The organism is Vibrio sp. PID17_43, assembly GCF_002608565.1.
Classification (GTDB): Bacteria; Pseudomonadota; Gammaproteobacteria; order Enterobacterales; family Vibrionaceae; genus Vibrio.
This window is the reverse complement of the sequence record NZ_LIXM01000002.1, coordinates 208,389-227,685: the sequence shown is the minus strand read 5'-3', so window position 1 is coordinate 227,685 and position 19,297 is coordinate 208,389. Positions and strand designations below refer to the sequence as shown.

At 45.8% G+C, this 19,297-nt stretch carries 16 protein-coding genes; 4 read left to right on the top strand and 12 right to left on the bottom strand.

What is annotated here, in order from left to right:
• Positions 1–191: 191 nt before the first annotated feature.
• From AK965_RS02530 to AK965_RS02520, 3 genes are all read right to left on the bottom strand, one after another.
• Positions 192–1,970, bottom strand: coding sequence for an ABC transporter transmembrane domain-containing protein (locus tag AK965_RS02530; RefSeq protein ID WP_099078127.1), 1,779 nt, complete (start codon positions 1,968–1,970; stop codon positions 192–194).
• 3 nt (positions 1,971–1,973) lie between these two features.
• The gene (locus tag AK965_RS02525; protein ID WP_099078126.1) at positions 1,974–3,713 is read right to left on the bottom strand and encodes an ABC transporter transmembrane domain-containing protein; all 1,740 of its coding nucleotides are present in this window, start codon (positions 3,711–3,713) and stop codon (positions 1,974–1,976) included.
• A gap of 288 nt (positions 3,714–4,001) precedes the next feature.
• A complete protein-coding gene (locus AK965_RS02520; RefSeq protein WP_099078125.1) occupies positions 4,002–4,688 on the bottom strand; it encodes a DNA-3-methyladenine glycosylase I in 687 nt (228 codons plus the stop codon).
• A 79-nt stretch (positions 4,689–4,767) separates the two neighbouring features.
• Here AK965_RS02520 and AK965_RS02515 point away from each other — a divergent pair, with 79 nt between their 5' ends.
• Positions 4,768–4,962: a hypothetical protein gene (locus tag AK965_RS02515; RefSeq protein WP_172438045.1), complete on the top strand. Its 195-nt coding sequence runs from the start codon at positions 4,768–4,770 to the stop codon at positions 4,960–4,962.
• Between the two features lie 73 nt (positions 4,963–5,035).
• Here AK965_RS02515 and AK965_RS02510 read toward each other — a convergent pair whose 3' ends face one another.
• The 3 genes from AK965_RS02510 to AK965_RS02500 are packed head-to-tail and all read right to left on the bottom strand — an operon-like array spanning position 5,036 to position 10,501.
• Positions 5,036–7,846 carry an Hsp70 family protein gene (locus AK965_RS02510; RefSeq protein ID WP_099078123.1) on the bottom strand — a complete coding sequence of 937 codons (2,811 nt, stop codon included), beginning with the start codon at positions 7,844–7,846 and terminating at the stop codon, positions 5,036–5,038.
• 55 nt (positions 7,847–7,901) lie between these two features.
• A complete protein-coding gene (locus AK965_RS02505; RefSeq protein WP_172438044.1) occupies positions 7,902–9,869 on the bottom strand; it encodes an Hsp70 family protein in 1,968 nt (655 codons plus the stop codon).
• Positions 9,869–10,501 carry a DUF2760 domain-containing protein gene (locus AK965_RS02500; RefSeq protein ID WP_099078122.1) on the bottom strand — a complete coding sequence of 211 codons (633 nt, stop codon included), beginning with the start codon at positions 10,499–10,501 and terminating at the stop codon, positions 9,869–9,871. The genes AK965_RS02505 and AK965_RS02500 overlap by 1 nt, the downstream gene beginning before the upstream one ends.
• Before the next feature lie 520 nt (positions 10,502–11,021).
• Between AK965_RS02500 and AK965_RS02495 the strand changes: the two genes are divergently transcribed.
• Both AK965_RS02495 and ihfA read left to right on the top strand, forming a co-directional pair.
• On the top strand, positions 11,022–11,552 hold the full coding sequence (locus AK965_RS02495) for a 3'-5' exonuclease (RefSeq protein ID WP_099078121.1): 531 nt from the start codon (positions 11,022–11,024) through the stop codon (positions 11,550–11,552).
• A 414-nt stretch (positions 11,553–11,966) separates the two neighbouring features.
• Complete coding sequence (gene ihfA / locus AK965_RS02490) at positions 11,967–12,263, top strand: integration host factor subunit alpha (protein ID WP_099078120.1); 297 nt, start codon at positions 11,967–11,969, stop codon at positions 12,261–12,263.
• A 91-nt stretch (positions 12,264–12,354) separates the two neighbouring features.
• Here ihfA and AK965_RS02485 read toward each other — a convergent pair whose 3' ends face one another.
• Entirely contained in the window at positions 12,355–13,128 is a 774-nt protein-coding gene (locus AK965_RS02485; RefSeq protein ID WP_099078119.1) for a phosphoribosylglycinamide formyltransferase, read from the bottom strand.
• A gap of 341 nt (positions 13,129–13,469) precedes the next feature.
• Between AK965_RS02485 and AK965_RS02480 the strand changes: the two genes are divergently transcribed.
• Positions 13,470–14,120, top strand: a complete 651-nt coding sequence (locus AK965_RS02480; protein WP_099078118.1) for a thiopurine S-methyltransferase — start codon at positions 13,470–13,472, stop codon at positions 14,118–14,120.
• 75 nt (positions 14,121–14,195) lie between these two features.
• Here the strand turns inward: AK965_RS02480 and purT are convergent, their stop codons facing one another.
• The 5 genes from purT to sbcB all read right to left on the bottom strand — a co-directional run bounded on the left by purT (position 14,196) and on the right by sbcB (position 19,186).
• Positions 14,196–15,371 carry a formate-dependent phosphoribosylglycinamide formyltransferase gene (gene purT, locus AK965_RS02475; protein ID WP_099078117.1) on the bottom strand — a complete coding sequence of 392 codons (1,176 nt, stop codon included), beginning with the start codon at positions 15,369–15,371 and terminating at the stop codon, positions 14,196–14,198.
• A 145-nt stretch (positions 15,372–15,516) separates the two neighbouring features.
• Positions 15,517–16,404, bottom strand: a complete 888-nt coding sequence (gene cdd / locus AK965_RS02470) for a cytidine deaminase (RefSeq protein ID WP_099078116.1) — start codon at positions 16,402–16,404, stop codon at positions 15,517–15,519.
• Positions 16,405–16,652: 248 nt separating this feature from the next.
• Positions 16,653–17,330 carry an LrgB family protein gene (locus AK965_RS02465; protein ID WP_099078115.1) on the bottom strand — a complete coding sequence of 226 codons (678 nt, stop codon included), beginning with the start codon at positions 17,328–17,330 and terminating at the stop codon, positions 16,653–16,655.
• 1 nt (position 17,331) lies between these two features.
• Complete coding sequence (locus AK965_RS02460; protein ID WP_099078114.1) at positions 17,332–17,706, bottom strand: CidA/LrgA family protein; 375 nt, start codon at positions 17,704–17,706, stop codon at positions 17,332–17,334.
• 58 nt (positions 17,707–17,764) lie between these two features.
• Positions 17,765–19,186 (bottom strand): exodeoxyribonuclease I, encoded by a 1,422-nt coding sequence (gene sbcB, locus AK965_RS02455; protein WP_099078113.1) that lies wholly within the window; start codon positions 19,184–19,186, stop codon positions 17,765–17,767.
• Positions 19,187–19,297 lie beyond the last annotated feature (111 nt).

The following is a 19,297-nucleotide window of genomic DNA, read 5'->3' as shown; positions in this document are numbered from 1 at the left end:
ACAACATCGTGCTGTGACAATACTGTTTATAAAGGGTTAGGTTGCTGTATTTGACGATTTTACAACGACCTCGCAAAGAATAGCGAGGGTTTATGTCAATATTAACCAAGAAATATAAGAAATGTGTAAATTATGAAGATAGTTGGTGCACATGAGATGATGTGCACCATAACGCTGCCTAACCGTTGAGATCAAATGGCCTCTTCAAACTGTTTCTCTTCCAGTTCCTCAATTTCTTGGATGTGTCGATTCGCCTGCTGAAGTTGATACATTCTTGCATAACGCCCATTTTGTTTAAGAAGCGCGCTGTGTGTGCCGCTTTCTACTAGATCACCATGATGCAGTACGATGATTTGGTCTGCGTTCAAAATGGTCGAGAGGCGATGCGCAATGACGACCAGAGTCATGTCTTTACGCAGTACTTCTAAGCTTTTTTGGATCAGAGCCTCTGTACCAGAATCTATGTTTGCCGTAGCCTCGTCTAAGATGAGTATTTTTGGCTTTGCCACTAATACGCGTGCGAGGGCGAGCAGCTGTTTTTGACCAGCAGATAAGTTGGTTTCACCTTGGCCAAGTTGAGTATCTAACCCACGCGGGTAGCGGTGAATTTGTTCGGCTAGACCGACCTTCTCTAATGCATCCCAAACTTGTTCGTCCGTAACACTTCGGCCTAAGCAGATATTTTCTTTTACACATGCAGGCAGAATATGTGGGCCTTGTTGAACCATGGCGATATCTTTTCTGAGCACCTCTTTACCTAATGACTTCAACGGACGGCCATCGACTAACAGTGCTCCAATCTCTGTTGGATAAAACCCCATTAACAGAGAAGCGAGGGTACTTTTCCCGCTGCCAGTATGACCCACTAGGGCGACGAAGTCCTGATGTTCCGCCTGCAACGAAATTTTATTGAGCACATTTTGCTGTCCATCGTAGCTAAATGTGAGCTGCTCAAGCTTAATCGACCCCGTTTTTAGCGGAGCATGATCCGCGCCATAAGTTTGCTCTTTGGCGTCCATTAACTCAAATACGCGTTCACTCGAAACGAGCGCTTGCTGCAACAGAGCCAGTTGTTGAGTCATCTCGATAAGGGGTTCAGTTACCCTTGCAAGATAGCTAATAAAGGCATAAAGAACACCAACCCCGATCACTTCAACACCGTTGAAACCGAAGATGGCGACAAGCGACAGTAGGGCGATACCAGCGAGCATATCCATAAGTGGACGCAGTAAGTACCCATTTAAGCGAATGACTCTTTTTGACGCAACCAAGTGTTCAGCGGTTAACTCGTTAAACTGTTTGTTAAAACGGTCTTCTTGCTGCATAAGCTGAATGACACTCATCCCTTGAATCGATTCGCTAAGGTTAGCGTTGATGTCAGACAGCAAGTCACGCATGCAACGATACGTCTCTGTGCTAAGACGTTTAAATAGATACATGAAACCGACAACAATCGGCAGTAATAGGACGACGACCAACGCCAACTTCCAGCTCATGTAAAACATGACGCCCAACATGACCAAGATCATGACCAAGTTCTTGATCACGGTTGCTATGAGTAACTCATAAAATTGCTGTAATGATTCCGTATCGTTAGTAATACGGGAGACCAGCTTCCCTGCTGGTGTGTAGTCAAATTCGGAAAGGGGTTGGTTGATAACACCAAAAAACACTTGCTTACGAATCGTTTTGATGGTGTTAGTCGCAACGATACTAAATTGCAGCGATTGCAGATATTGGAACGTGGCTGAGATAAGCTGTAATGAGATATAGCCCACCGCTAAAGATATCAGCACGTTGGTCGAGTAGTCGCCCTTAGTAATGTGTTCATCAATAAAATATTGAATTAGCCATGGGCCACCAGCATTTGCTATTGCTGCAATAAACAGCAGTGCAAGACCTTGTATCATTGGTTTCGGCTGTGACAGCGGGTAAGACAATAACCGCTTGAAAATCGTACTCTGTTTCAAAAGTTAGTCCTCCATTGCTTGTTCAAGTTTCTGATATCGATACATTTCTGAATACCAGCCATACTGTTGCAGCAATGCATGATGCTGACCCCGTTCGGCGATGTGTCCATGATTGAGGACAATGATTTCTTCGGCAGCTTCGAGCGCAGTAAGGCGATGAGCAATGACTATCAACGCTTGTTCCCGATAGTGCGTTTCTAGATTTTTGAGGATTTGGTGCTCTGTTCGTCCATCAACAGCAGACAAGGCATCATCTAAAACCAGCACTTGAGCATTGAGTAGCATTGCACGTGCAATGGCAATTCGTTGCTTTTGGCCGCCTGAGAGTGTGATGCCTTTTTCACCTACCTCAGTTTGGTAGCCCTGCGGGAATTTTTCGATATCATCATGGATACAGGCCAGTTTGGCAGCGCGATACACGTCGGCCTGCGAAGCCGATGGATTACCCAACGCGATATTGTCGTAGATTGATTTTGAAAATAGAAATGGGCTTTGATTCACGACGGCAAAACGGTTGCGCCATTGTGGCAGAATCGCGTTTTTAATGTCGATGTCGCCAAATAAAATGGTACCATTTTCTAGCTCGTGTTGGCGGAGGAGTAAGGCGAGCAAAGTTGACTTACCGCTTCCTACTGGCCCAGCGACACCCAGCATGTGTCCTGGTTGAAGTGTAACGTGAACATCACTGAGAGCTGGGGGTAAATCCGTTGACCAGTGATAGTCGTTAATTTGGATATTTAAAGGCAGAGGTCGGTCTGATAAGGGGATATCGCCACTGACGATGTCGGGCTTTTCATCGAAAACTTCTTGTAAACGATTCCAGGCTGCTGAGCCTCGTTCAAGGATATTAAATAGGAATGCAAACGCAAGCATTGGCCAGATCATCATACCAAGGTACATGGTAAAAGCGGTCAGGTCGCCTAGGGTGATTTCACCTTGTTCGACCAAGTACGCACCCGATGCAATACTTAGAAGAAAGGAGAGCCCAATGGTCAGTTGGATCGCAGGATCAAAGCGTGCATCTGCTCTTGCCACGGCAATATTTTTATCTCCTGTGTCATCAACAACGTCTTCAAAACGTTGTTGTTCGCGAGCTTCCAAACCAAACGCACGCAGCATTCTCACGCCATTTAATGACTCTTGAGTCATATCTGACATGGAAGAAAATGCCTCCTGAGCAACACGGAATCGTTGGTGAAGAATACGAACGATAAAGAAAATAGTGAGCGCTAGAAATGGCATAGGCAACAGCGCCATTAATGTGAGCTTCCAACTTATTTGTGTCACCATTACGATCAAAACGGCAATACCGGTAATCAACGAATCCGCGGCGGTTAGTACGCCTTCTCCTGCAGTCATCACAATATTACGGACATCGTTGGTGCCACGAGCCATAAGGTCGCCGGTTTTAAAACGCTCAAAAAAGCGAGGGGGTTGTGTGGATATATGACGATATAGGCGGTTACGCAAAATGGTACCTAACTCCGAGCTGGCACCAAATAACCAGATTCGCCAAAGAATACGACAGCCATAAACAGTGAAAAATAACACCACCAGACCAAACAACCACAGCAGCAAGGTTGTGGTGTCTAAGGTGTTATCGACAACGCCATCTACGATGATGCCTACGGCTTTCGGGGGGACGAGCTGAAGGGCTGAGATAACAGCGAGTAGAAGAATTGAACCGACATAATGTTTCCATTTAAGTTGGAAATACCAACGAAGCTGCCAGAATATTCTCATAGCGCCTCCTGCGTTAAAGTATTGAATTATAATGGATCTATTATTTATTCTTATGATGACTTTACAAGCGTATTTTTTGTGCAAATTTGAAAACAACAGATTGTGTTGCATTTGTCGCTGTATTGTCGACATGAGAGTTATCTATTGCTGCAACGTATGCATGCAACAATATTATGTGAACGCATTGTTAATGTGTGGAAGGAGGGGGGATGTGATGACAGAGAACACTAAGAAAACTTCAATATGACTTAAAGATTTTCTTAGTGTCAGCTCATGATCGAGGTGTGCTTATACCCGGTTGTCGCCTGTACTAAACGCTATAATTTGGCTGATCTCTGTGAGACTTCTGCCACTTTCTTGTTGCCACTGAACAAACGCTTTGTTAGTCGCATCGAGTGATTTCTTAGTCTCTTTGCCACCTTCAATGATCTTGCAATTACGCAGATAAGCTTCAACGTCGCTAGACAGGATAAAGGTGTCGACGCCCATTTGGCGCAGCGTGTAAGGACCGGTATTGCCACCCAAGCGATTACCGTGTTTCTTCAAATACGTCCACAAGTCGGTTATCTTCTCTTGCGGCCAATCGGACACCATTTTACTGAATGAACCATGCTCGATTCTTGCTTCGTGGATCATACGTGCATTGGCAGGGATTGACATTACTTTGGTCAGATGGCGGATAATGCGTTTGTCCGTTGCTTTGGTTTCCCACTGATCGTCAGACAGCATCAATAGCGGCTCAATTTTAAAGCCGAAAAAGACGTCCTCGAAGTTCTGCCATTTGTTACGAACCACACTCCACGAGATCCCACTTTGGAATACTTTCATCGAAAATGCGGCTAGCCAACGGTCATCTTGAATGGTTGCTAATTCTTCTTTGCTTAGTGGGTGAGACAAAAGCGCTTCAAGTTGGTCTTCACCGCCTTTGCGCTCGGCTGCGCGTTGATAAATGGCGTCAAATTTTTCGATACTCATAAACAAATTCAGTCCATACGATGTTTGCCAAACATACTACGCTTAAGTAGCTGAATCGTAAATTAATGGAGTGTCACAAATGAAGAAGGTCACATTAACGTTTGTTGGAGAAGGTTCGGAGCGCGTGGCGGAGAAATTCTACTCTTGGTTAGCCGATGGCGGCTTGGAAGATAGCTTGATTGAAAACTTGTCGGACCGTGAAGTGTCTGTTGTTGGGATCAGCGATATGGACAACGAAACGCGAGATGTGGTGATTACCACAGAGATGAACTGAATCCATTTATACCGAACAATAAAAATTAAGCCCTTCAATGGAAGGGCTTGTGATGCTTAAGGTGCTTGTGGGTTTAGTGGCTGACTAGGGTTAAACCGCTTGGTAGTGCGTCACCAAACACACGTTTCGACTCGCTCTCAGACAGCTCTTTGACTTCTTCAACCAGTGATACCCAAGATTCTGGGACTTTGTTCAGTTTCAGCTTAGCCAGAACCTGCCCGCGATAGTCATCTGAAATGTCAAACAGGCGGTCACCTGTCTTACGACAAATCATCACTGCTGCGAATGCAATCATTGGCTCTTTCTGCCAGTTTTGTTCGAGCAATTTAGGTAACCATTGTTCCGCTTGTTCACGAGGAATCACGTTGTGCTGACTGCCGTACAAAGGTGTACGCGATGCCAAGCGACCCATTGCCCACCAGTGTGCTTGCTCAAACTGGTTGTGGTTGATGGCTTTGCTCAGGAACCATGTTGCAAGTAGCACTTTGTCTTCCACTTCGAGGTGCTCAAGCGATGCCGCTAAACGAACCATCGACTCATAACCCATCTCTTGCGCCGCTTTTGCCGATTGCGGGTTTTTCATTGCACCTGGGTGTAGGTATTTCGCGATGTCTGCCAAGATGGTCTCTTGCTGCTCCTGGCTCAAGCCACCTGCGACACGACGCCAGAATACCCACCAGTCAGTCCAACCTTGATGGTTCTTGAACTGAATGTTTTGTTGGTATAGACCCCAAACTTGTTCAATGCGCCATGAGTCGGTTGGATCGCCAAAGCCTGGACGCAATGCAAAGCCAGCTAAACGAAGCCAGTTTTTCTCATGCTGTTCAGAGCGACGGCGACGCTTACGACCTTGTGCAAAGGTATCGAACAGTTGGCGTAGGGTCGTGAAATCCCACTCATCGCGCTTGCCAAGTTTCTTCTCAAGATCTTTGGCTAAGGTTTTGATCTCTTTGCTTTCCGCGCTTTTCTTATTACCGCTGTAAAGGCGAGCAATCAGCTCCTTACATTCGTTCAACTTAGGGTGAAGCTTAACTTGTTCACTGTCGTCGGCTTGCTTGTTACGAACCTCGAACTCCAGCTCCCAGCGTTTGTTGTCGTCTTCCGCGCTGACACATTCCATCTTAAGCGTGCCGACTTCGGTCAACTGACACGCAAGTTGTACTTCTACACGCTCTTTCTGGTTGGCTTGCAGTTCGGCACCTTCACCTTCAAGGGTAGTGATATAAGGTGGTAGAGGAGCAAATAAGTCGGGATCAACGTCAACCATCACACCGTTTTGAATGGCGGTGTTATTGGTTAAGGTGTCGTGGGTAGAAGTCAGCAGGTTAAAGCGAACTGGTTCACCTAGGGTAAGCGAGAAGCGACGACCACTTAAGCGGATCTCGTGACCTTCTTCTGTACCTTTAGCAAGCAAACAGAGCGCTTTGCCCATCTTGTTCTTTTCTTGAAGATGCAAGAAGTAAGAACGCGCTGCGCCACCACCAATTTTTAGTTGTGCACCACGACGTGCTTTACCAAATGCAACAGCACCTAGTGCAACAGACCAATCTGGATGTGGGTTATCTAATACCGTAACCGGCGCACCGCGCCAATCGGAAAGTAGAGTAGTGACACGTTCCGTCACAAGTTCACTGTTGAACACACCACCGTTGAGTAGCAAACCGACTGGAATTGCATTTTGTGTGTCGTCTTCAATGCCGAGAGCGGTACGAGACACTTGCTGATGCGTCGTTAAGAACTCGGCAACATGTTTGCTCACTGCTGGATCGGCAACGTATGGAAGACCAAACTCGACAACGGCGCTGCGGCGTTTGTCTGGTACTTCACTGAAATCAGAAAGTGGGAAGAAGCCATCCAAAGCGATTTGGTGCACTTCTTGTTTGCTCAGCCCAATACTCTTTGTTCCGCCAAGAAGTTTAGAGCCGCTGCCTAGCATGGTGATTTTCACTTCTTCTGGTGAATTCGCTGAAAGCAGGTTTTCTTTCGCCTTGCGAGTTTGCTGAATCAGCTTCGTCAGGCTTGCTGCAGTGAGCTTCTTACTTTGATTGAAGCGGCTTTCTGCAAGGTGTGCTAATGCTAAGTCGAGGTTATCACCACCAAGCATCAAGTGCTCGCCAACGCCAATACGATCAAGGGTTAGCTCATCTTGAGAAGAGAAACTTGCTTCAATCAAGCTCAAGTCGGTGGTGCCACCGCCCACATCGCACACCAGAATCAGTGGCAGTTCTTTAAGTTCATCGGCTGCGGTTTGCTGGTGGCGTGCGTACCAGTCGTAACATACGGCTTGTGGCTCTTCAAGCAGGACGATTTTCTTTAAACCAGCCAGCTGCGCAGCTTCAAGCGTGAGCTTACGAGCGGTTTCATCGAACGATGCTGGAACGGTCACAACCACATCTTGCTCTTCTAGCTTGTTGCTAGGGTGACGGTAGTTCCATGCTTGACGAATGTGGTTGAGGTAGCTTGCGCTGGCAACGACAGGTGAGACTTTATCTACGTCTTGCGCGCCAGCCCAAGGAAGAATATCTGAACGACGATCCACCGCTTGGTGCGATAGCCAGCTTTTTGCACTGGATACCTGACGTCCTTCCACCTTCGCGCCTAATTCACGAGCCCATTCACCAACAACCACATTGCTAATGTCGCCAGATACAGTTTCGTTTTCCCAAGGAAGTGTTAGGTCAGAAGGGGAGATTTGACCAACTGCAGGGTGATAGCGGAAAGAGGGCAGCAGTGGCTTACGAACCACTTCACCCGGACCAATCAATTGGTCGATGTCGAATAGGGATACTTCGGATTGTTCAAGGTTGTCGGTGATTTCACAGTACGCCACCACAGTGTTCGTGGTGCCAAGGTCAATACCAACAAGAAAACGAGGAGATGCCATACAAACCTTCGTGTATTTAAAAACGGCACCCGATTGGATGCCGTTTGATTTCTATTTATTCTTCTTCGTTTGAGTTGCTTTTCGCGTCTTCGCGCACATCGAACTCAACATGCCATTTTTGACCGTTATCAGCCGCAATGGCTTCTAAGTAAAGCGTACCAAGCTCTGTGACGCGAGAGGCGAGGGTTACCGGAACCACTTCACCTTCACGACGACCTTCAGATACTGGCAGCGTTACTTGAATTTCTGGTAGCTCTTCAAGCTCTTCTGGTGCCCAGTAGTCTAGGTGAGTACCCGCTAGGTCATCACGACGAACGGTTGAGCCAAAGAATTGGAAGTTAACTGGCTGACCGATGATCAAACCAAACTCTTGGCTTGGTACGTCAACGCTTGAGCCTTCTTCCATACCAAATGGGGCTACACATAATGCTTCCATTGGAGGCGCCATGCCCGGAATCGCTGGCATCGCACTTTCGATACCCACGTAGTATGCCGAAGCAATACCACCGCGGATACGAACGCCTTGACCACGACGCACAGAGCCGTAGTAAGCCGCACCGCTAGCAACCGCAAGGTCTAGGTCCACACCTGTCAGGCGCTTCGCCATTTCAGCATCTGCTTCAATTAGCCATTCGTTGATCGTGTCTTCTAAACGAGTCGCTAGAAGTTTCGATTTCAGCACACCACCGTTGAATAGGATTGCCGTTGGCTTGATGAAGTCAGCCGATTGCGCTGCATCCGCACCTGGCATACCCGGCATGTTAGCGAATGGATTAAAGTCTTGAGCTGCTGCTTCTGCGTCGCCATTTCCTGAAGCAGAAAGGGCATTGGCTTGCTTAGACAAGAACGCTGCAATGTGACGAGTAATGCCCGCATCTTGTGCGTAAGGCAGACCCATTTGCGTTAGTGCACCACGGTTACGTTGAACAGGGTGGTCCGTAATCGCAACTTGAGGGAAGAAACCGTCAACCAGTGTTTGTTGTACTTCTTCTTGAGTCAGTTCTGTTTTCAGCGTTGCGCCAAGCAGTTTAGAACCGCGGCTTGGTACCACGATTGGCACTGACTGAAGTTCGCTGTCGTTCAATAGCGCTTCTTTCGCATCACGACATGCGTGCGTCATCGCCTGAACTTGCCATGGCTGTAGCTCTTTGCCTTCTTGCGCTAGCTTCATCTTCAAGCGGTACGCAAGTGCAAGGTCCATGTTGTCACCGCCAAGTAGGATATGTTCACCTACCGCGATGCGGTTCAGAGTTAGGTTACCGTCGTCTTCAGTTACTTCAACCAAAGAAAGGTCGGTTGTACCCCCACCGATATCGACCACCAGCACGATGTCGCCAACTTCGACTTCGTCGCGCCATTTGTCGTCGCTGTTATCAATCCAGTTGTAAAGCGCAGCTTGCGGCTCTTCTAGAAGCGTGAGATGCACAAAACCGACGTTGCGCGCAGCTTCGGCTGTTAGATCACGAGCAGCAGGATCAAAAGAAGCCGGAACCGTAATGGTGACGTCTTGATCGGCAAGGTTGTGGTTTGGATTCGCGTGATTCCAAGCGTCTTTTAGGTGCTCTAGGTAAAGCTCCGTTGCGCGAAGAGGGGATACTTTTTCCACTTCTTCTGGGCTACCCGCTGGCAGAAATGCTTCACGACGGTTCACACCTGCGTGGCAAAGCCAAGATTTCGCACTTGCAACAAGACGGATTGGTGTCTTTGAGCCTAAGTTACGTGCAATCGCACCAACGAGAGCTTTTGGCTCGCTCGACCAAGGAAGAACGCGAGATTGTGGGTCCATTTCGTGTTCGTGCGGCTGGTATAGGAAAGAGCCTAATTGGTTTCGCGTTTCCACAGTGCCTGGTGCAGTGAGCTGCGGGATAGGCATCACTTCTACGCGCGCGTCTTCGTCGTGCGTGTCGACAAAAGACATAACACAGTGCGTAGTACCTAAGTCGATACCGACACTAAATTTAGGCGTTTGTTGTGTTTCAACAGACGCTTCTTGAGAATGGTTTTCTTGATTCATGTGTTCCATTACAGCTCAACCTCTGCTGGAGCGATCACTGATGCATCGTAGTTTTCGGCCAGTTTAGGCAGGTTCATAGACGTTGCCTTCCAACCTTTATGAACAAGCGTACCGTGGAATGGCGCGCTACCTGTTACGTTACCTGTCAGACGAATTTCTTGTGGGTTAAAGCCTTCTTCTACCGTAATGCGAGTTTCTTCATCTTCGTTACGAACGTGCGCTAGCGTCACGTAGTCGTTCAGTACTTTCTGACCACCGGTGTGAATTACGCGAGCAGCCGCACCAACATCTTCATCAGAGAATGATCTCAGATCTTCTTTTAAGAAGTCGATCAGACGAGCTTCTTGCTGCATGATCGACAGGAGTTGCATCGCAGAGTCAGTAGAAGCAGTCGCAAGCTTCGATTCTACTTCGACTACTTTTTCGATAATTTTCTCTACTTCAACCACTTTCTCTACTTCGACGATCTTCTCAACCGGCTTTTCAACCTCGACGATTTTCTCGACAGGCTTTTCGACCACTTTCTCAACCACTTTAGATTTGCGTGATACCGCAATCAGAAGAAGTAAAACGCTCGAAGCCAGAAGGCCTGCGTGCAACATATCGAACGTTTGAGGAATTAGGTTCAAATCAATGTTCATGACATTTTTCTCTTTCTATTGATTTATTGGTGCGAGTATTGGCTCATATCTCTTTGCAAAAAAGATCCGCATTGCGGTCTGCACCAAGTTTAGACATTAAAATGATGGTGGATGGTAGCATATTCAAGGCTTAAGGCTGCAATAATTCGTGATTTTAGCCCTCGATTAGCATAAGAATGCAACGATTAGACCTCGCAGTAGACACCGTTACTTTGGTTTATCCGTATTTCGTGTTCTTTTTGGTTGCCCTGATATTCGAAATGTCAGCAATTTTACCATCTAGCGACCATCTCACTTTAATTCTCTGCCTGTTTGGAGCGATATCAGTGCTCAGTTGATGTTAAGTCTAATGCAAACTGAGCTTGCTGGATTTGCGCTTTTCTAAAGACAATCAGTATAAATAAAAAATAGCACTTAACCGCGTGCGAATGGTGATTAATTCAGCGAGCAAATTCGAGTTTTTATCTTGGTTGGGGTAGAATCTCTCGCTCTCAAATTTGTGTAGGAATCAAGACAGACTATGAATCATAACCGTGTCGTTTGCTTCGATTTGGAAATGTGCTGTTGGAACGAAAATGGTGTTGGCCGCACAGGGGAGATCATTGAAGTAGGCCTGGCTGAAATAGATTTGTCTAAAGGCGAAATCGTGAAACGTGCACAGTATTATGTAAAGCCTGAGCACGATGAAGTATCGCTATTTTGTGTAGAGCTAACCGGCATTACTCCGCGTAAAATCGAAAAGCAGGGACGTCCTCTCGCCGAGGTGATCAAATCAATGATTAAGAACTTTGGTGGACGTAATAAAATATATGCGGCTTGGGGTCGGGATGACATTATTTTACTGCAAGAATGCGAGGAAAAAGGCATCGATGCGCCCTTTACGGAGTTCATCAATCTAGCGACGCTATATCGTATTCAAAATCGCCTTAAAGACAAACGTATTGGACATAAAGCGGCTCAAGAAGCGAAAGACATTGAATGGGAAGGGCGTCAGCATTCGGGCTATGTGGATGCTTACAATTTAGCGAAACTCGCATTGTATATGCTCTAACCAGTTATAAATCAAGATGTAAGTACGGCTAAAGCTTTATCTCCGCTAACTCGATAGCTGTTAACACAAGCTACTGAAATTACGATATGTTTATGTCAATTGTTCGTAAATCATACCATCGCTGATGTTTTTATTAAATAGTGCTTAATACTGAGGTTTGATTTTAGACTAGTATTAATGACCAATATATTTCTGATATTCGGTGCATGCTAAACTAAAACTCGAAATTTGAAGTGCCTCGCAAGTATGAGCTTTGAGAGATTTTTTATATTCGCCAAGAAAAAGTTGGCGAAAATCATAAGCTTGTCATACACTTGCTGATATACGCCCGATATGTTGTTGAATTGGTAGGGTAAAACTGCTCTGGCGCTACATATAGGTAGCATTGTTTAACATAGCTTTGAGGAAAGTTTTATGGCGCTCACAAAAGCCGAACTTGCAGAAAACCTGTTTGATAATTTGGGATTTAGTAAGCGGGACGCCAAGGAGACGGTGGAGGTGTTTTTCGAAGAAATTCGTAAGGCACTTGAAAGTGGCGAACAGGTAAAGCTATCAGGCTTCGGTAATTTTGATCTTCGTGACAAAAACGAACGACCTGGTCGTAACCCGAAAACCGGTGAAGATATTCCTATTACTGCTCGACGTGTTGTCACGTTTCGTCCGGGTCAAAAGTTAAAGGCTCGTGTCGAGAATCTGAAAAAAGAACAGTAAACCAAGCGATTAAATCCTGATTGAAGGATTATATTGTGCTTAAACAAAACCACCCTAAGAGGTGGTTTTGTTGTTTCTAATGCTTAATATATTAGGCTGCTTCCAAGTGTGTGGTTAAGTAAGGCTGCCAAGCTTCCAGGTACCAGTTTTTTGATTGGCTCTTCATTTGTGTGATGGATGCGAGTTCCCACTCGCTTAGGTCTCGACCTTCTATCAAGGCTTGACGCTCAACCTTCTGAATCTTCTCATAAAGGTCATGCTCTGGACCATTTTTTACATCGGCAATGGCTTTTAAGTGCAGCTGAATTTCGGCAATCAGGTTGGTTTTTGGTAGGCGAACGAGAAGGTTTAAATCACGGTAACCAGAGGCAACGGGTTTCTTAAAGCGGTTTTTTACTTTGACGATGGTTATTTCACGTTCCAGAGTTTCGTAAATTGAAACGAGGCTAGCCACATCATTTGCAACGATAGTAGCTCGTGCAAGGTCAGTAATTCGTTCTACCTGACCATCTAATTCATGAGCGATCTTTTCTTCGGCTCTATGTTTGGATTTTACACCTACAAAATAAGGTTGGGCATCGGTCAGTAGGGCGGTACTTTTACAGATGGTTTCTAGCTCGAACTGGGCTTGATGAGCTTTGGTGTAAAGAATATCGAAATCTGAATACGGTTGGGTTGGTTTGGCATCGATAGATTGAATACCATAAAGACCGCTAAGGCTGTGTTTGAATAATTTGGAGCAAACCTCGTTTTGACTTTCAGAACGGTTTTGCTCGTTGCTCGGGGCATTTGGAAGTGCGGCGAACGCCGGCGCACGGCTTAGTACTAAAAGCATCAATGCTGTAGTACGTAAAAATAAGCTCATTCACTCTCCTTAACTTGCTTGCACTTAGAAAAAGGGAACTAAAAAGTCACTAAGATTTGCAAATCAGGTACTACATAATAAATGGGGCTCTACAAAAGACTCCAAGGTTCGTTTCTACCCATTTAGGGAAATCGTGTTTTAGATCACCATTTTTCTTTCTTTCATTCTGACAAGCAGAAAATGAAAGCGTGCAATCCAGAACGGACACTATCTTACCATCGCTTGATTGACAAAATATGAACAGCATAGACAAATTTGAAAAAATCATTAGTCTTATCCCACTAAAATAGAGCGTATCGCTCGTGATAATTATCAATCAGCCGACCAAAAGTAGAAGTAAAATGAGAGATCAGGAATTTTGGCATAACAAGTGGGCCAGTAACCAAATTGGTTTCCACCTTGATGATGTGAACCCACTATTGCCTGCATTTTGGCAATATACGAACCCAAAGCGCGAAGACACCGTATTGGCTCCTTTATGTGGTAAGTCAGAAGACCTAATTTGGCTTGCTTCGAAACATAACGACGTTCAAGGTGTGGAGCTAAGCCAAATCGCAGTACGCGCATTTTTTGCGGAACATTTCTATACACCGACGGTAACCCCAGTGAATGGGATGCACGAACTGTATCAGTTTGATGAACTGTCTATTTACACTGGGGACTTCTTTACCGCACCTGTGTCTAAAGCCGACATCATTTACGACCGTGCCGCGCTCATTGCCCTACCTCAGGAAATGCGAGAAGAATACGCAGGCCGAGTGAAGCAACTTTTAAAACCTGGCGGACGAATTTTGCTGGTGACATTGAACTACGTGCAAGAAGAAATGGCAGGCCCTCCTTTCAGTGTGCCAGCCGAAGAGATACAAACGCTGTTTAATGGATACAAGGTAGCTTGTTTAAATGTGGATCAAGCTGATGAGAATCATCCTAAAATCATCAAGAAAGGTTTAAGTCGTTTTTCTGAAGAAGTGTACTTAATCGAGAGCGAGTAGGGCGAAATAACCTTAAACAAAGAAGAAGCGCAGCAAATTTAGCTGCGCTTTTGTTTATCAACTTTATCAATAAGGTTAGTAAACGATATTTACTTTTGAAGCAGACTCTATCGCATCTTGAAGCGAGTCATCGATGGTCTTGCGTCGAGTTAACACCACGCCTAAGCGGCGTCTTCCATCGATTTCTGGCTTACCAAACAAACGCACTTGGGTTTGTGGCTGCGCCAATGCTTTTTCTAAGTTGTTGAAACGGATATTCGTCGATGTGCCTTGGCCAAGAATAACGGCCGATGCAGAGGGACCATATTGAATGATGCTGTTGACTGGCATGCCGGTAAATGCACGAACATGTAACGCAAACTCCGACATCTCTTGCGAAATCATTGTCACCATACCAGTGTCATGTGGACGAGGGGACACTTCGTTGAAGATCACTTTATCGCCTTTAACAAACAGTTCTACACCGAAGATGCCGTAACCACCAAGCGCGTTAACCACTTTTTCAGCGGTGTATTCTGCAGCTTTGATTGCGTTGTCAGACATGGCTTGAGGCTGCCATGATTCACGGTAGTCACCGTCTTCCTGGCGATGGCCAATCGGAGCACAGAAATGCACGCCATCAACCGCGCGTACGGTTAGAAGAGTGATTTCGTAGTCGAAGTCAATAAAGCCTTCAACAATCACACGGCCTGCGCCTGTACGACCACCTTCTTGCGCGTAATCCCAAGCGATTTGGACGTCTTCTTCCGTTTTGATAACGCTTTGACCTTTACCTGATGAGCTCATTACAGGCTTCACAACACAAGGAATGCCAACGTGTTCAACTGCCGCTTTGAAGTCTTCAAAGTTATCGGCAAATTGGTAAGGGGAGGTCGTCAAGCCAAGCTCTTCCGCCGCCAGACGACGAATGCCTTCGCGGTTCATGGTCAGTTTGGTTGCTTTTGCTGTAGGGACAACATTCAAGCCTTTCTCTTCGAGTTCGACCAATTTATCTGTTGCGATGGCTTCAATTTCTGGAACGACGTAAGCCGGTTGCTCCTTATTGATGATCTCTTCTAGTGCGTGACCATCTAGCATATCGATCACGTAACTACGATGAGCGACTTGCATCGCTGGCGCATTTGCGTAACGGTCACAGGCGATGACTTCTAAGCCAAGTCGTTGGCATTCAATCGCCATTTCTTTACCAAGCTCGCCTGAGCCTAAAAGCAATACACGGGTAGCATGTGTGCTAGTTGCAGTACCGAACATAGTGTTCCCTTACAAAATAAAGTGATGAAACAGAAATTGCAGGGGATCATACTGAATTTTTACGACCAAGCAAACGTTTGCGTGTGATTTTTTACAATAAAAAAAGCTCTACGGTTGTAGAGCTTTCCTGATGCACTCAATGTAATTACAGGTTTACGAAACTGACAGGAATATCAGGGTTAATCGCTTCTAGCGTTGATTGTGTACAAGCGAGGTGACTAATCTTACCTTGTGAGTTTTCTACTAATGCGGCGGCTTTAATATTCTCGAATTCTCCACCGGCCAGCAATATTTGGATAAGAGCCACTTGTAACGGTGGGAGGCTTGGGTTGAAGGCGGCATTCTCTGCGTATGAACCTTGGAACACGCGTCCATCGGTCATTTCTAGAGCTAAACCACTGAGATTGTTTGTGTATGGTGCGTGGCTCATGTTCATTGCATTAACGGCTTTTTGAATCAGTGCATCGTCTTCATCACAAGCGAACTGATGTTTCATCTCTGCCATTAAGCCAGACTCGACGCCTAGGTCTGCTGGGCCAAATGCTTCTGGTAAATACTCATGCAGTGACTTTTCTTCACGTTCAGGTAGCTGAACTTTTAGTTCACTAGCGGTCGATAGTTCATTCATGAACTGGCGACAATGACCACAAGGACTGAAGTTAATGGTGATGTCTTTCACGCCACGTTCGCCCTTCATCCAAGCATGGCTGATTGCCGATTGCTCGGCATGAACGGTTTGACCTAGCTGAACACCAAAGAATTCCATGTTTGCGCCGAAGTACAAGCGACCGGAAAGACCACGAACGATTGCACCTACATAGAATTCAGAAATTGGAGCATAAGAGTATGCGGCGGCAAAAGGAAGCAGAGCAACACGAAGCTCTTTATCTGCTAGACCTGTAGCGGTAAGCAGCTGTTCAAATTGCTGTTCAGAAAGAGTGGCATCAAAATCGTCAGCTTGGACGATAGGAGCAAGATGTTTTGAAAGTGCTTCGGGAGCGCTTGCTAGCGCCTGTTCAATGCGACTTTTCATGTTGAATCCTTGTTATTGCATGGACAGTTATTCTATGCGAAATAGGGAAACAATCCGTGCTCCAGATCATGTTCGTGTGTGCAATAACCCATTTCATTTCATTGCTTGGGTGAGCTCACACATGTATTCGATTGCATTAAGTGATAATGTTACCTTTGCCTCATAAATAACTATATCAACGCTTTTTCATATTGCGAGTTTGATACGCGAGTAAAAAGGCTTGCCCTTCGTTGGCAAGCCTCGGAGGGTTATTGATACAACCAAACCGCGAGAGCAAAGAAGCTTGGTGCTAATATTGAAGTAATAATGCCGCACAGCACTAACGCTAAAGAAGAAAATGCTGCATCGCCAGGTTGTTTCTCCGCACATGTTGCCGTACCTAAAGCATGGGAAACGGTACCCATTGTTAACCCACGTGCGATGGGGTGCTTAATGCCGATGATGTTGAAGATAGGGTAAGCCAAAATAGCCCCAAACAAGCCAACAATCAGAACCAGAATTGCCGCGACTGCCGCTTCTCCGCCAAGGGAGCTGGAGATCTCCATTGCAATCGGTGTCGTAACGGACTTGCCTATCAGGCTTGCGATGAGACTGATGTCGGCTTTGAAAGCGACCGCGATAAGCGTTGCTGTAAGCATCGACATGACGCTGCCTAAAGTGCAAGCCAAGGCAATAATGCGCCAATTGGCTTTGATCTGTGGTAGCTGCTCATACAGAGGATAGGCAAGCGCAACGACTGCCGGTTGAAGTAAAAAGCTGAGCCATTGATTATCAGCATAGTAAGTTTCAAATGGCACTTTTAAGTAAGTTAACAGTGGAATCAGTACGGAAATACTGATCAAAAGCGGGTTTGCTATTGGGTTGTTCAGCTTAATCGAAATTTGGCGAGCGGCGAGAAACACAACAATCGTGACAATTAACCACATATCAGTTTTTCTCCTTGAGCAGGTAATTAAGGAACCATGCAAGGCTAACTAATACGATCAGTGATCCCCCGACGGCACTTGCCAAAACAGGTAGAGCGTTTGCAATGAGCATGTCGAAGTGCTGCATAAGACCCACACTGATTGGAACAAATAGTAAGATCATGTAGCGAATAAAGAGTGTCGCCCCTAGCTTAACCCATTCCACTTTTATGATACCCAAGACCATAGACAGAAACAGCACAAGCATGCCAATCACGCTGCCAGGAACTGAGATGGCTGTGTATTTTTGAATCGTGTTACCGATACCGAGTGCACCCATGATCAATGCGAGGGAAATAAAAACATGGACCAGTTGTAATAATCGTTCTTTTTTCATTTTGTTGGCATATAAAACAACAAGCACACCCGAAGGTGCGCTGGAATTAAGGAGAAAGTTATGAGGCTAAACTCTCTATATAGCGATACACAGATTTTAGTATCGCTATCTTTTTTTCATCACTTTCATGTTCGTGAACTAAGTTTTCTAAATTCAGCATGTACTCTTCAATTTGACTTTCAAACACCTCACGGCAATGTTGTGCCCAGCATCTTTGCTCTTGTTCATCTAGCGTGTTTGAGTAATGGCGTGCACGATAGCGGAATAACAGCGGCTTGATGCGTTTATCGTCAAACTCGATATTCAACGCGGCAAGGTTATTTGGATCGGTTTCGCGAATAATGTCCATGGCCGCGCGATCTGCAGGGGAGAAGAATCCATCGTACAACTGCGTATCCACGTCATCGCTCTTATCGAATGCACGTTCAGTCGCAAATAGACTAATGAGTTTTTCACGAATTTCTGGGTGCTGACGAAGCAGTGCAAGATTGTTTAAACACTGCTGACGATCAATACCGATCGATTCTGCATTTTCCGCGGTTAACGTCTTGGCTGGAGCAAGGATCGGGCATTTATTCAGGTGCACAAGTTTGACCGGTACCGGCAGCAAATCACCTAACTCACTGCGTTTGGTGTAAAGACGTTCGTGTAACTCTTCGGCCGAAAGCTCAAGTATTGGCTGTGGATCTTTCGCGAGGTCGATGGTAATCACAGCGTTGTTGTTGGTTGGGTGCCAAGCCACCGGAACAATCCAACTGGTGTACTGACACTCGCGTCCAAGCATGCCTGAAACGTGCATCAATGGCGTCATGTTTACGATGTCGACCAACTCATTCAGTTTACGTTTATTACGCATAGAGAGGAAGTAATCAAACAGCTTAGGTTGTGCCGCTTTGATCTTCTTGGTCATTTCAATCGTCGCAATCACGTCTGCCATTGCATCGTGAGCGTTGCTGTGTTCAATGCCATTGGCTACAGATAGGTGCTCAAGTTTAAAACTAATGAACCCTTCATCGTTTTCCGGCCACTCAATACCTTCAGGGCGTAATGCATGACATGCACGCATCACATCAAGCATATCCCAACGAGAGTTACCGTTTTGCCAACTCCATGCATACGGATCAATAAAATTGCGGTAACAGGTATAGCGAGTCACCTCATCATCGAAGCGGATACTGTTATAGCCCAGACTGGTCGTATTCGGCTTTGCAAGTTCTGCGTGAATTTTGGCAATAAACTCAGGCTCGGGAAGGCCTTCTTGCATGGCTTTTTGTGGTGTAATTCCCGTAATTAGCGCTGCTTCTGGTGAAGGGAGATAATCAGCAGGTGGTCGACAATACATCACGAGCGGTTCGCCGATGATATTAAAGTTTTCGTCGGTACGAACGCCAGCGAACTGACTTGGACGATCTTTGGCAGGGTTGGTTCCCCAAGTCTCATAGTCAAAGAAGAAGAATGTCGGTTGTTCTGAATTGTTCATAGTTTTCACTTTTTGTTCGTTATTCTTCAAAATAGTCCTTTTTTATCAGTAGATTAGCGTTGCCTTATGTACTGTTTTTTTACTGGGCTTTTATTGTTTTGAAGTGTTTTA